Annotated in this window: 10 protein-coding genes; 4 read left to right on the top strand and 6 right to left on the bottom strand. The window is 53.7% G+C overall.

Annotated elements, in window-relative coordinates; genetic code table 11:
* Positions 1-156: 156 nt before the first annotated feature.
* Positions 157-1,872 carry a bifunctional ornithine lipid synthase OlsF gene (locus ACT3RT_RS15485; RefSeq protein ID WP_485903028.1) on the top strand — a complete coding sequence of 572 codons (1,716 nt, stop codon included), beginning with the start codon at positions 157-159 and terminating at the stop codon, positions 1,870-1,872.
* A 623-nt stretch (positions 1,873-2,495) separates the two neighbouring features.
* Here ACT3RT_RS15485 and ACT3RT_RS15480 read toward each other — a convergent pair.
* Positions 2,496-3,869 carry a hypothetical protein gene (locus tag ACT3RT_RS15480; protein ID WP_496203284.1) on the bottom strand — a complete coding sequence of 458 codons (1,374 nt, stop codon included), beginning with the start codon at positions 3,867-3,869 and terminating at the stop codon, positions 2,496-2,498.
* A 306-nt stretch (positions 3,870-4,175) separates the two neighbouring features.
* Positions 4,176-5,093, bottom strand: a complete 918-nt coding sequence (locus ACT3RT_RS15475; protein ID WP_496203283.1) for a LysR family transcriptional regulator — start codon at positions 5,091-5,093, stop codon at positions 4,176-4,178.
* 484 nt (positions 5,094-5,577) lie between these two features.
* On the opposite strand from ACT3RT_RS15475, the gene ACT3RT_RS15470 reads away from it, so the two are divergent.
* Complete coding sequence (locus ACT3RT_RS15470; RefSeq protein ID WP_496203282.1) at positions 5,578-6,786, top strand: MFS transporter; 1,209 nt, start codon at positions 5,578-5,580, stop codon at positions 6,784-6,786.
* Positions 6,787-6,883: 97 nt separating this feature from the next.
* Here the strand turns inward: ACT3RT_RS15470 and ACT3RT_RS15465 are convergent, their stop codons facing one another.
* A complete protein-coding gene (locus ACT3RT_RS15465) occupies positions 6,884-8,080 on the bottom strand; it encodes an NAD(P)/FAD-dependent oxidoreductase (protein ID WP_496203281.1) in 1,197 nt (398 codons plus the stop codon).
* Positions 8,081-8,426: 346 nt separating this feature from the next.
* On the opposite strand from ACT3RT_RS15465, the gene pitA reads away from it, so the two are divergent.
* The gene (gene pitA, locus ACT3RT_RS15460) at positions 8,427-9,941 is read left to right on the top strand and encodes an inorganic phosphate transporter PitA (RefSeq protein ID WP_485903023.1); all 1,515 of its coding nucleotides are present in this window, start codon (positions 8,427-8,429) and stop codon (positions 9,939-9,941) included.
* A 123-nt stretch (positions 9,942-10,064) separates the two neighbouring features.
* Here the strand turns inward: pitA and uspB are convergent, their stop codons facing one another.
* Positions 10,065-10,400, bottom strand: coding sequence for a universal stress protein UspB (gene uspB / locus ACT3RT_RS15455; protein ID WP_034793963.1), 336 nt, complete (start codon positions 10,398-10,400; stop codon positions 10,065-10,067).
* A 348-nt stretch (positions 10,401-10,748) separates the two neighbouring features.
* On the opposite strand from uspB, the gene uspA reads away from it, so the two are divergent.
* The gene (uspA, locus tag ACT3RT_RS15450) at positions 10,749-11,198 is read left to right on the top strand and encodes a universal stress protein UspA (protein ID WP_353503652.1); all 450 of its coding nucleotides are present in this window, start codon (positions 10,749-10,751) and stop codon (positions 11,196-11,198) included.
* Between the two features lie 81 nt (positions 11,199-11,279).
* Here the strand turns inward: uspA and rsmJ are convergent, their stop codons facing one another.
* Both rsmJ and prlC read right to left on the bottom strand, forming a co-directional pair.
* Positions 11,280-12,026 carry a 16S rRNA (guanine(1516)-N(2))-methyltransferase RsmJ gene (gene rsmJ, locus ACT3RT_RS15445; protein ID WP_034793967.1) on the bottom strand — a complete coding sequence of 249 codons (747 nt, stop codon included), beginning with the start codon at positions 12,024-12,026 and terminating at the stop codon, positions 11,280-11,282.
* Positions 12,023-14,098: an oligopeptidase A gene (gene prlC / locus ACT3RT_RS15440; protein ID WP_485903022.1), complete on the bottom strand. Its 2,076-nt coding sequence runs from the start codon at positions 14,096-14,098 to the stop codon at positions 12,023-12,025. The genes rsmJ and prlC overlap by 4 nt, the downstream gene beginning before the upstream one ends.
* Between the last annotated feature and the right edge of the window lie 120 nt (positions 14,099-14,218).

Here is a 14,218-nt window from a genome sequence, read left to right as displayed (position 1 = left end):
CTCGGTATTTCCAGAATTCAGTGAGTGAGGAGTAAGTATAGAAGTGGATGACCGCCCTTGCAGAAAGGGCAAACTTCCCCGTTCTGTCACTTACCTGCCATTTTACTGTCATCCGCGCTGCTTATGTTCTGATTAACTTCACCGGAGGACAAGCCTATGTTTAGCATGGACACCGTACTTCAGGATCTCGACCCGCAGCGTAAAACCCCGTCATGGCAGCTTAGCCTGCTGAAAACTCTGTTCCACGAGAAAGACTTCCACCAGCTTGCCGACCAGCATCGCCACCTAAAAGGCATGGATATGGTCGAGCAGGTGCTGGAATATTTCGATATTCGCTGTGAACTGGCCGAACGCGATTTGGAGCAGATCCCAAGCTACGGTCCGGTGGTGGTGATTGCGAATCACCCGATTGGCACATTAGACGGTCTGGCATTGCTGCATGCCGTGGCCTCGGTGCGTCCGGATGTCAAAGTGATGGCCAATCGCCTGTTATCGCGCGTGGAGTCCATCAGCAGCCTGATGATTCCGGTGGATAATATGGGCAATCGCACACAGCGCTCGCAGGTCTCCGCGATGCAAGAGCATTTGGAAAACCAGGGCGTGCTGGTTGTCTTCCCGGCGGGCGAGGTGTCGCGCCTGAGTTCGAAAGGGGTGCGCGACGGCCGCTGGCATACCGGTTTTATTCGCATGGCCGCCAAGGTGCGCGCGCCCATTGTGCCGGTGCACATCAGTGGCAATAACAGCGCGCTGTTCTATCTCAGCTCGCTGGTTTATCGCCCGCTCTCTTCGCTGCTGCTGGTGCGGGAAATGTTCCGCCAGCGCGGCAACAGTTTGAAATTGCAGATTGGCGCGCGGATTCCTTATGCCAGTTGGCACGACGGACACACCCACGCCAATGATTTAGCCGAGCGTTTTCGTCGCCACGTTTATCGCCTTGGGCAAGGCAAAGAGGGGCTGTTCCAGTCAGAGTCGGCCATTGCCCGCGCCGAAGACCGCGCCGTGCTGAAACGGGCGCTGGAAGGCAGTGAAAAGCTGGGGCAGACGCCGGACGGCAAGCTTATCTATCTTTATCGCCGCAACGGCGAGGACTATGTGCCGATCCTGCGCGAGCTGGGGCGTCTGCGCGAAATCGCCTTCCGCGCGGTGGGTGAAGGCAGTGGCCGCCGCCGCGACCTCGACAGCTATGACGACAGCTATTATCACCTGGTACTGTGGGATCCGCAGGATTTGGAAATCGTTGGCGCGTACCGTTTTATGCCGACCGCGGACCACGTGCAGGAGCACGGCATCGACACTATTTATAGCCAAAGCCTGTTCCATTACGGCCATCAGATGGACCCGATTTTAGCCCAGGGCATTGAGCTTGGCCGCAGCTTTATCCAACCCGCCTACTGGGGGAAACGCGGCCTCGACTACCTGTGGCTGGGCATTGGGGCCTATCTGGCGAAGTATCCGCAAACCCGCTATCTGTTTGGCCCGGTGTCGATTTCCGGCGGCCTGCCACTGGCGGCTCGCGACCTGCTGATTGCCTTCTACCGGATTTACTTTGCTCCGACCCTGTCGCTGGCGACTTCGCGCCGCCCTTACCCGGCTTCGCTGCCCGACGTGCTGGCGCAGTTCTCCGGTGATAACTATGCAGAAGACCTTCAGCGCCTGAAAAGAATGTTGAGCAATCTGGGCTGCGCCATTCCGCCGCTGTACAAGCAGTACACCGAGCTGTGCGAGGCGGGCGGCGTGCAGTTTATCGACTTCGGCTCAGACCCGGCGTTCAATAACTGCATCGACGGGCTGGTCTTGGTAGATTTAAGCCAGCTAAAAACCGCCAAGTTTGAGCGTTACATTGGCGTGCATCAGTGCCAAAAATCGGCGTAAAACGGCCCTTTCCTACCGATTTATCATCCTTTTCCTTATCTTCAGATGCGTCCTACAAGCAGGTAGGACGCGCCTGACTGCCGACGTTATCTCCATTCTCTATATTGCGTGACAGCACCACTCAGTACGCCAGCTTCGCGGCGCGCCGGGTGTTTTCATCCCACATTCCGCGTGGTGGTCAATGGCAGTAATGCGAAGGTATCTTAATCAGCAGCGGGGCCAATCCCTGGCGCTCAAAAATATGCTAGTTTCCGATGATAACGCGGCCGTCACTGCGATGGCTGGCTCAGGGCTTGATCTGACAGCCGATGGCTCATCATTGTCAGGGTCGGGGTGAAGGTGAGTTTCTAGAAGCGAGTAGAGTCAACATCACGCCAGAGGCGCAGGAAACTGCGCCTTTTTTATTTCACTTCGCAACTGTTCCCTTTTCTCTGCAATGCGTTGTTGGCTTTCGGGCGACTGCTTCGCCACGAGTTGTTTGAAGTTCCCCATTTTCCTCTCCCTATAAGTCTCATATGCCTAAAATATGACCTATCAGCTATAGCTTCAATACTCATACAAGTAGTTAGGGGATGATAAATGGCGAAAAAGGCAGCTTCACCATCGCGAAAGCTGCCCCATTGTTAAGCCCGCAATCTCACGTTGGCGTCCATTCCCATGCTGCGCAGGCGCGAGTCGAGGGCTTTCATGCATTTGTCATAGCTGCCGGGGCCTTGCAGCGGATCGGGGAGGTCCGCCAGATAGCCAAGTTTTCTGCCGATCATCAGGGTTTCCATAACGCTGTGATGTCCGGAAAGCGTCATCAGCGCGGCGTACATTATCAGGATTTTTTCCCGGCTTTGCTTCTCTTGCGACGAACACTGGGCGAAGGGCTTCGACATCTCCAGATGCTGAATAACAAACTGCCCCGTCCCCGACGCACCGGCGATAAATGGCGTGCCGCTGACCTTAAAGCGCTTGGCCGTGTCAGAGGTTGGGATGCGCTCATTGCTCGATTTTGCATGGTTGATGCGCTGCGGGAAAAAGTTCTCCGTGGAGGGGCGTCGGTTCAACGTGTCGACAATCCCCGCGTGGCGGTTTTCGCGGCTGCTGCTGCGCACCTGGTCGGAACGAATCTTCTGCCTGCCGCGATCGGTAAACACCGATTGGGAGCGAATTTGCTGGGAGACGGCGGGCTTGTAGTAGTTCATCGCGCTACCAAGCACGTCGATGGTTTGCTTGATGGAGCCCTGCAAACGGTTAGCCAGCACGGCGCTGCTTTCGCCTGAACGCGACCAATCTTTTAATTCGCGCTCCAGCTCCCCGGCCTTCCTTAAACCCCGGTGCAAATCGGCCACCGTCGCTTTGTCCATGCCCGCAGTGAATTCGCTGAAACGGCTTTCGCACGAGCGCAGGGTGCCAATCATCTGGTGCATATGGTTGACCAATAGGCTGGTCTGACTGCTGCTCATATTGCTCCATAAATGCACTGCCCAACGCGACTCCCGCTGCGTGGCGGCGACATCATTGCCGCGCACGTCAAACTTCGGCGGCGTGGCGGCAAGGGTGTTGGCGCGAGGGCGCGAGCTGCTTTGCGCCGGAGCAGCAGCAGGCGGTCGGCTGGTGGAAGGTAGCGGATTGCGCCTGACTTCCTGCTGGGCCAGCGGATGTAAATTATTCTGGCGCGGCGGCTCATAGGCAGGCAGCGGAATGATTTTCGGGTGCGGCGGCGGCGGCATCGGCACATAGTCGTACTGCCGATGATTGCTGGTCGACGCATAGAGACTGTTAATCGGCGGTGGTGGCATCGGCACATGCACCGGCGGCAGCGGCACATTGCCTGGACGCGGTGCGGCCGGCATCGGTCCCCAGTTACCGTTATTAGGCTGTTGATAAATCTGCTGATTATTCGGCAGCGCAGGCTGCTGATAAATATAATTTTGCGGATGAGCAGGCGGTTCGGGCGGCCGATAAATGTAATTATTATTCGGCATTCCGTAGTTATATGGGTTTGGCATGGTGAGTATCCATTCGATTCGATGATGAATATCAAAGTTGTCTTCAGATGACGAAGATTTGAGTGGATAATCGTTTGGGTTAGTTCCGCCCGCTGTGCAGAAGTTAGTCAGCCTACCCAATAATGAGCCATATCGCCGTTCTCGGCCTTGGCGCAGGATCTCGGTCAGGTAAATATGACCAGCTTCGTGAAGCTGTTTAGTTAAAACCAGTCAGTATGCTAACCAAAAGCTGCCAAACGGCAGCCTTTTTATTTTTACTGAGCGCGGCGCATATTCCGAATAAGGTCTAAAAGAAATTTCGGTTATTTATTCCAGCAATTTTGGCTCGAACATCGCTGGGTTGGCACGCACTTCATTAATAATGAAGTCTACAAAAGCCCGGACCTTGGGAGACAGATGCCGATTAGAGGGCCAAATAAGTGATAATGAACCAAGGGGAACCATAAACTCGGTGAGTATCGGTTGCAGAAGTTTATTTTTTATCGCGCTTTCCGCAACATAAACAGGTAAATGGGCAATACCAAGTCCATCAATGGCAGCGCGTAACCCGGCATCCGTATTATTAAAGATAAGATTACGGGGAAGACTTAAGTGTGTATTAGGCGCTGAAAACGACCATTGGGCGAGGAGACCATTTGAGGGGTATTTAAAATGGATACAATTATGTTTGACGAGATCGGTAGGGTCCTGAGGAGTACCCTGTTTTTCTAAATAACTATTAGAACCACAAACAACAAAATGCTGCTCCCCTAGCCGATGACCAATCAATCGCGTATCCCTGAGCTCCCCACTTCTCACCGCAATATCTATCCCTTCGCCAATTATATCAATCACACGATCCTCAAAATCGATATCGAGTTCGATTTCTGGATACACCTTTAGGAACTCAGGTAGCAATGGCATAAGCAGATTGTGGCCGAAGATCTGCGGCACGCTCACACGCAGTCTGCCCTTAGGACGCGACCGCGTGGACGAAATCATCGCCTGTGCGTCGTAAATATCATCCAGTATATGCTTACAACGCTCATAAAAAATCGCACCTTCTTCCGTTAGCCCAATACTGCGGGTTGTTCTGTAGAACAGCCTAACCCCCAGCTCGTTCTCAAGTCTGGCTACACTTTTAGCAATGGCGGAAGAAGAGACACCCAGAACTCGGCCCGCACCTGCATAACTGAGAAGCTCAGCGGCAGAAACGAACGCGGTCATCCCCTTAAGGCTTTCCATAATAACCTTATACGTATTAAAGACATTTTTTCTTTAGTGTAAGGTCGGTTAGAGGGATTTACAAATCATTACGTTGAATTTATTCTCCAATTACCATTTATCATCGGTCATAACCTTGATAGAAAATTAAATTAACAGTACTGCATATCAATAATGGAAATAGTTAACAAGGAGACTCAGCGTTATTCTTGTTGCAAAGAAAAAACGCATCTAATACACAGCACGTTATTTCAGGCACACATCCCGCTAAATATAACGTTAAATAATATAACCCAACGAGAAATTCTCGGCTTTATACTATGGGTATCAACAAGGCCTATTATTGATCAGGAACCCGTCAGAATAGCGAATGGAATGACTGAGAGTGACCTGAAAGAAGCGATTCTTCTGGCCGAAAAAAAGATGATCTATCGGGCTGTCCGGGCATTTCTTGAAGGCCGAATAACGCTTAACGAGGACAAGGTCATTTACGAGGAAAATAGTCATGTATAAGATAAAGAATAATATTATTGCTGCGAGCTGCGTCGCGAGCATTCTTTTTATCGCTATAACAACACTTGGATTATCCCTCGCGACATTGCCTCTGTATATTAATGAGTCCTTGGGCTATTCCGCTTTTTATGTTGGCCTGGTTGTCGCCACTGAATCATTATCAACACTGTTTTCTCGAGCAGCCGCTGGTCGATATTCTGACAATCATGGACCACGAAAAGGTATGGTGCTGGGACTGTCCCTCACCTTGCTGGCGGGGCTATTATGTTTGTTTTCATTCGGTTTTATTGATTCAGCTAAAGTCGCTTTATCTGTCATTATTTTTTCGCGAATACTCATGGGTATTGGCGAAAGCTTAATTTTTACTTGCAGTGGCACGTGGCCTATTGGCCTCGTCGGTCGAGAACATGCCGGGAAAATTATGTCTTGGGTGGGTATCGCCATGTTCCTGGGCTTAGCGCTGGGTAATTATGCGGGTACATGGTCGTATTACCACACTGGTATTACTATTTCTGCTATTGCTATGACGGTTCTACCTGCGTTTGGTCTTTTGCTCGTCGCTATCATTAAACCTGTGGCAACGCATCCCGTAAAAAATCACGCGAAACTTTCCTATGCGATCCAAAGAATATGGAAAGCGGGATCGGGATTCTCGCTGGCCAATATAGGTTATGCCTCTATTACGACGTTTCTCGTGCTCTATTTTATTAAAAATGGGTGGGGAAGCCAGGCAGCCGTCGCCTTAGCTTTATTTGGCGTAGGTTATGTTGTTTCAAGACTAACCTTGGGGTGGAAAGCAGACAGTTCAGGTTTAAAACTGACACTGTTTTCAATTGCCATTGAAGCCATTGGTTTATTATTGATTGCACTTTCATCTCATCCCTACGAGGCAATGCTGGGATCTTTCTTAACAGGATTCGGCCTGTCAATGATTTACCCCTTGCTTGCCCTTCCGGCATTAAAAAGTATGCCTGATGAAAATATCGGTCTGGCGCTGAGTACCTATGAGTCTTGTTTTGATATAGGGATCTTAATTGCAGGACTGGTGGGCGGGGGCATTGTGTCACTATTTGGCTATCCCGCCGTATTTCTCTTTGCCTTCGTCTGCTGCCTGTTAGCCTCTTTTTCATCGGTATTGGCTTACAAGCAAATATCCAACGAAGACCCCAAGCCGATGCGTGAAAAGGCCACCCTTAACTAAAAATAAGAGTGCCACTTAGTCCAGCACGTCGTGGAGTTGATTAGATGAGCGACCCAATCGACGTTCTGGGCTGAGCTACCTCAGTGCGATTTTATGATCATCTGGCGCGCACCAGCTCCTGCGCGCAGGCCCACGCCGAGCTCCAGGCCCACTGGAAGTTGTAGCCGCCGAGCCAGCCGGTGACGTCAACCACTTCGCCGATGAAGTACAGGCCGGGGACTTTAGTGGCGCCCATGGTTTTGGATGACAGCTCTTTGGTGTCGACGCCGCCGAGGGTGACTTCAGCCGTGCGATAGCCTTCGGTACCGTTCGGCTGAACGCGCCAGTTTTGTAGCTGTTCGACTAAGTCTGCCTGCTGCGGCACGTTGAGCTGCTTGAGGGTGACATCGGGAATTTGGCCGAGGGTTTGCAGACACTCAACCAGACGCTTCGGCAGCTGCATCGCCAGCGTATTTTTCAGGCTTTGGTTAGGGTGCTGCTGGCGCTGATCGTTCAAAAAGCCGGCTAAATCCAGCTCAGGGAGTAAGTTAACGCTCACAAACTCGCCGGGCTGCCAGTAGCTGGAAAGCTGTAAAACCGCCGGGCCGGACAGGCCACGATGGGTAAATAAGATGCTTTCGCGAAACACCGTGCCGTCTTCGGCAGTCAAAACCGACGGCACCGAAACGCCGGACAGGGTCTGCAGATGGTCCAACAGCGGCTTATGCAGCGTAAAGGGCACCAAGCCGGCTCGGGTTGGTAGCACTTTCAGGCCAAATTGCTCCGCCAGGCGATATCCCCATGGCGATGCGCCGAGGCCCGGCATGGATAACCCGCCGCTCGCCACCACAAGTGAGTGAGTACTTACAGTTGAGCCGTTCACATTGATTTCAAAGCCAGTTTCGGTTTTCACCACCGAGGTGATTTCGCTGCGCAGGCGGATTTCCACCTTGCCCTTCGTGCATTCACTCTCCAGCATGGCGACGATTTGCTGCGCCGAGTCATCGCAGAACAGCTGGCCGAGGGTTTTCTCATGCCACGCGATGCCATGGCGGTTAACCATGTCGATGAAATCCCACTGGGTGTAGCGCGCCAGCGCCGATTTGCAAAAATGCGGATTGTTGGAAAGATAAGCCGCCGGTTCGGCATACAGATTGGTGAAGTTACAGCGCCCGCCCCCTGACATGAGGATTTTACGGCCCGCTTTTTTGCCGTTGTCGAGCAGCACAACGCGGCGGCCACCCTGACCCGCCAGCGCGGCACAAAACATGCCCGCAGCGCCTGCGCCAACCACGACTACATCAACCTGTTCCACATCGGCCTCACTTTTTTCTGATCTTCAACTACGTTTAAAGTTGTACTGATTGCTGTACTTTTTTTGACAGAAAAGCAGGCTAAATAGTCGCCAGAAACCTGTCACGGGCGGCGATTGTAAGGTGCGGAAGGAGCTGATGCCAGCCGGGAAAGTAAATAGATGGCGCTGGTAACGAAATGTGTCATGAAAGACGGAGGAGTAACCTTCTGATTTGAAAAGAGTTACTTCGAACAAGCTACAAAATCAACCTGCTTTTAGTCAAAAAAATGTCATATTTTCCTTTTACCGTCGCCCCGTTCTCGCAGATAATGCGCGGCGTTCATGACCACAAACTGGCGTAACAATTATGCTGCATTTATTTGCCGGGTTAGACATCCATACCGGTTCGTTGTTGATCCTCGCGTTACTGTTTGTGCTGTTCTACGAAGCTATCAACGGCTTCCATGATACGGCTAACGCAGTAGCTACCGTCATCTATACCCGTGCAATGCGCTCGCAACTTGCGGTCGTTATGGCTGGGGTATTTAACTTCTTAGGCGTTATTCTCGGCGGATTGAGTGTGGCTTATGCCATCGTTCACCTCTTGCCGACTGACCTGCTACTGAATGTCGGTTCCACCCACGGTCTGGCCATGGTGTTCTCCATGCTGCTCGCCGCCATCATCTGGAACCTCGGCACTTGGTATTTTGGCCTTCCGGCCTCCAGCTCCCATACCCTGATTGGTGCCATCATCGGCGTCGGTTTGACTAATGCATTAGTGACTCACAGCTCGGTGGTCGATGCGTTAAACATTCCCAAAATGATAGGTATTTTCGCGTCGCTGATTGTCTCTCCACTGGTGGGGATGATTATGGCGGGGGCGATGATCTTCATTTTGCGTCGCTACTGGAGCGGCACCAAGAAACACGCGCGTATTCACCTGACGCCTGCTGAGCGTGAAAAGAAAGACGGCAAGAAGAAGCCGCCATTCTGGACCCGTATCGGCCTGATCCTGTCTGCTATCGGCGTGAGCTTCTCACACGGTGCGAACGACGGTCAGAAAGGCATTGGTCTGATTATGCTGGTGTTGATTGGTGTTGCGCCTGCGGGCTTCGTGCTGAATATGAATGCCACCGGTTACGACATCGCGCGTACCCGTGACGCAGTGACTCACTTGCAGCAATATTATCAGCAGCACAGCGACGCCCTGCCGCACGTGGTGGCGCTGACGCCGCTGGTGCCAACGCCGGACGAAGCGGCGGCTGATGCCGCAGATACGCAGAAAGAGAAAGTGTTCCACTGCGATAGCTCACACGCGCTGGACGCTATCGATCGCGCGCAATCACTGCTGGCGAATCTGCAATCTTACAGCGACCTGTCGCCAGAGCAGCGCAGCCACATGCGCCGCCTGCTGATGTGCGTGGCCGATACCGCAGACAAAGCCGCGAAGTTGGACGAAACCTCTTCAGCCGATAAACGCTTCCTGGGCAACCTGAAAGGCGACATTCTGCAAACGGTAGAGTACGCGCCGCTGTGGATCATTATTGCCGTCGCACTGGCCTTGGCGCTGGGTACGATGATTGGCTGGAAGCGCGTTGCGACCACCATCGGCGAGAAGATTGGCAAGAAAGGCATGACCTACGCGCAGGGCCTGTCAGCCCAGCTGACCGCGGCACTGTCGATTGGCGTGGCAAGTTATACCGGTATGCCGGTATCCACCACCCACGTACTCTCTTCAGCGGTTGCCGGTACCATGCTGGTTGACGGCGGCGGCGTGCAGAGCAAAACCGTGAAAAGCATCGCCATGGCATGGATCTTAACCCTGCCGGTGTCGATTGTGCTTTCAGGTAGCCTGTACTGGATCGCGCTGAAACTTATCTAATTTGATAAGTTGATTTGAGTTAGGTTAATAAATGCAAAAGGCGACTTGTTAATAGCAAGTCGCCTTTTTTATTGGCTGGAAAAGCAAAACTCCCTCCCTTAGCTGAACAATAAAACCTGTAGATTAGAACCAAATGAGCATCGCTAACATACTGACGAGGATGAGCCCGCACAGCGCCGTGGTTAACATAAACTGACCGCGCACTCGCTCACAACGGCGAATAAACTCAGGGTCGTGATGATCGGTATAGCGCTGAGCATAGATGTAGCTCACCAGTCTAATTTGCTTACTCGGCTGCCCGTGAGTGGTGAAGAATCCCCGCCCATCGACATATTGATAGAGCAGCGGATCGCAGTCACGCAGCACCACCAGTAGCGCCCGCAAAGAAGAGTAATAGCGCAGCATATTCACCACGAAGACAAAACATAAAGCCCAAAACAGCGCAACGGGACTGATCATAACTCCCCCTCAAGACGGGTTCATCACGCGGACAACCATCAGAAAAACGGGCTGTCCTTATTGATGACGCTTTGCGACCCCGCCCAACCTCTTATGACATCACACCCCCCGGGCAACCTCTCGCCCGCCCTCCTAACTCGTGCAGAAACTCGGGGGCGCAAGCATATTGCGTCGGCCCCCTAATATTGAGTGTAGGAAACGATATAAAAAAGTGGGGAAGTATTTATCTCTTGCCAGAAACGCGGGCGATGCGCTTGATTTATCTGTCCGTTTTAGCGCTATACTTAAGACATGGAACTCGCATGATGCTGAAATGGTTATTAACTGACTTATGGAAGGAGTTTTCTCATGTCTTACAAACACATACTCATTGCGGTTGATCTTTCCCCTGAAAGCAAAGTACTGGTAGAGAAAGCGGTTTCTATGGCGCGTCCTTATAACGCCAAAGTGTCACTCATTCATGTTGACGTAAATTATTCCGACCTGTACACCGGCCTGATTGACGTGAATTTGGGTGACATGCAGAAACGCATTTCTGAAGAGACTCACCACGCGTTGAACGAGCTGTCCCAGAATGCCGGCTATCCTATTTCAGAAACCCTGAGCGGCAGCGGTGATTTAGCCCAGGTGCTGGTTGATGCTATCAAGAAATATGACGTCGATTTGGTGCTGTGTGGCCATCATCAGGACTTCTGGAGCAAGCTGATGTCCTCTGCGCGCCAGCTGATCAACACCGTACACATCGATATGCTGATCGTCCCTCTGCGTGACGAAGAAGACGAAGCCGCCATCGACTAATTCCGCCGGTCCCGCGCTACATAAAGAAAAGGAGATGCTTAGCATCTCCTTTTTTATGGTGTCGCAGAACACGATGAAGGCTCAAAGCGGCGTATAAATATCAAACCGGTGGCTTTTGGTGACTACCGCGGCCTGCGCGGCAATGTCCGCCATCGGCGGGGCGTAGTCTGGCCGTTTCACCACGATACGCTTGGTTGCCAGACGGCGCGCCGGTTCCAGCAGGCCATCGGCATCTTCGTCCGGCCCCACCAGCCCCTGAAAGACGCGCATCTCTTTCTTCACCAGCGCGCTTTTCTGCTTATGCGGATACATCGGGTCGAGGTAGACCACTTCCGGCTTCGGCGTCAGTTCCGACAAGGCGGTCAGGCTCGAGGCGTGCAGCAGCGTCATGCGCTCGCGCAGCCACGGGCCGATTTCAGCATCGCGATAGCCTCTTTCCAGACCGTCATCGAGCAGCGCCGCGACCACCGGATTACGCTCCAGCATGCGCACGTGGCAGCCCAGTGACGCCAGCACGAACGCGTCGCGTCCGAGGCCTGCTGTGGCATCCACCACGTTTGGCAAATAGCTGCCTTTGACGCCGACGGCTTTCGCCACCGCTTCGCCCCGCCCGCCGCCGAACTTGCGGCGGTGCGCCATGGTCCCGCCGACGAAATCGACGAAAATCGCCCCCAGCTTTGGCTCGTCCAGCTTGCGCAGTTCGAGACGCTCAGGGGTCAGCACCAGCGCCATATTGGCGTCGGGGTCAGAGGTCAGGTTCCAGCGCTCGGCCAGAATAGATAAGGCGCCCTGAGAGGCGCCTTCTTCACAGATTAAACAGACACTCACGAGGTGACGCTTTCCTTAATTCCATAATGGCGCAGCATAGCATCTAGCTGAGGCTCGCGCCCACGGAAGCGTTTGAACAGCTCCATCGGTTCTTCAGAACCGCCGCGCGACAGAATGTTGTCGAGGAAGGACTGGCCGGTTTCGCGGTTGAAAATCCCCTCTTCTTCGAAGCGCGAGTAAGCATCGGCAGACAGCACTTCGGCCCACAGATAGCTGTAGTAACCCGCCGCGTAGCCACCGGCGAAAATGTGGCTGAAGGCGTGTGGGAAACGACCCCAGCTTGGCGATGGCACCACGGCGACCTGCTTTTTGATTTCCGCGAGGGTTTGCAGGATCTGCGCGCCCTTGGCAGGGTCATACTCGGCGTGCATGCGGAAGTCGAACAGGCCGAACTCCAGCTGACGCAGGATAAACAGCGCCGCCTGATAGTTCTTGGCTGCCAGCATTTTATCCAGCATGTCGGTCGGCAATGGCTCGCCGGTTTCGAAATGCCCGGAGATAAACGCCAGCGCTTCCGGCTCCCAGCACCAGTTTTCCATAAACTGGCTTGGCAGTTCGACGGCGTCCCACGGCACCCCGCTGATACCCGCAACGCCCGAGACGTCGATTTTGGTCAGCATATGGTGCAGGCCGTGGCCGAACTCATGGAACAGCGTGGTGACTTCATTGTGAGTAAACAGCGCCGGGCCGTTACCCACCGGGCGGTTGAAGTTACAGGTCAGGTAGGCCACCGGCTTCTGCACTTCGCCGTTGGCTTTGCGCAGGCTGCCCGCGCAGTCGTTCATCCATGCGCCGCCGCGTTTGTGTTCGCGAGCATAGAGGTCGAGGTAGAAGCTGCCGCGCAGTTCGCCGCTGTCGTCAAACAGGTCGAAGAAACGCACGTCTTTGTGCCACGTGTCCACGTCTTTGCGCTCTTTGGCGGTGATGCCATAAATGCGTTTCACCACCTCGAACAAGCCTTCCAGCGCACGCTGCTCAGGGAAGTACGGGCGCAGCTGTTCGTCATTGATAGAGAACAGGTGCTGTTTCTGCTTTTCACCGTAGAACGGCAGGTCCCAGGCTTCCATCTCATCCACGCCGTAATGCTCTTTGGCGAAGGCGCGAAGCTGGGCCAGCTCTTGCTCAGCCTGCGGGCGGGCGCGTTTCGCCAGGCCATTAAGGAAGTCGATCACCTGAGACGGGCTTTCGGCCATTTTAGTGGCCAGAGACTGGTCGGCAAAGGATGTAAAGCCCAGCAGCTCGGCCAGTTCGTGGCGCAGCGCCAGCTCATCGGCCATCACTTGGCTGTTGTCCCACTTACCGGCGTTCGGGCCTTGATCCGAGGCGCGGGTCAGGAAGGCGCGATACATCTCTTCACGCAGCTCACGGTTTTCCGCATAGGTCATCACCGGCAGGTAGCTCGGGATATCCAGCGTCAACAGCCAGCCTTCTTGCTCTTTCGACTCAGCCAGCGCTTTGGCAGCGGCCAGCGCGCTCTCCGGCAAGCCTTTCAAATCCTTCACATCGGTGATCAACTTGCTCCAGCCCATGGTGGCGTCGAGCACATTGTTGCTGTAGGTCGAACCCAGCTCGGACAGGCGAGCCGAGATTTCGCCGTAGCGCTTTTGCTTCTCTGGCGATAACCCGATACCGGACAGCTCGAAATCACGCAGCGCGTTATCAACCGATTTTTTCTGCGCCAGCGTCAGTTGGTCGAAGTTCGCGCCCTCTTTCAGCTCGCGATAAGCCTGATACAGCCCCGCGTGCTGGCCCATCCAAGTGCTGAATTCAGAAATCAGCGGCAGACATTGCTCATAGGCCTCGCGCAGCTCTGGGCTGTTCTTTACCGCGTTCAGATGGCCGACCGGCGACCAGATACGGCTAAAACGATCGTCACTTTCCGCCAGCGGCTGGCACAGGTTTTCCCAGCTAAAAGGCCCGGATTGCGCCACAACCTCTTCCACCGTCTGGCGGTAATCTTCGATCACGGATTTGATGGCAGGGACAATGTGTTCAGGACGGATCGCAGAAAACGGCGGCAGGACAAAAGGTTTCAGAAGCGGGTTGTTCGACAGATTTTGCTGTTCAGTCATAGGGGCCAGTCCTTTTTGTGTCGCTAAGGGCGATAGCGTCGTGCGCTTATCGCCTTGGGTCTGATGCGCGGCGCGGTATTTGGCGTCTTCGCGCGTCAGTCATAAATTCGAATTGCAATA

Origin of the sequence: Ewingella sp. AOP9-I1-14 (assembly GCF_052375995.1) — a bacterium.
In the GTDB taxonomy this organism is placed as follows: domain Bacteria; phylum Pseudomonadota; class Gammaproteobacteria; order Enterobacterales; family Enterobacteriaceae; genus Ewingella; species Ewingella allii.
Note: the sequence above shows the minus strand (reverse complement) of the source record. Positions and strands in the feature narration are given on the sequence as shown.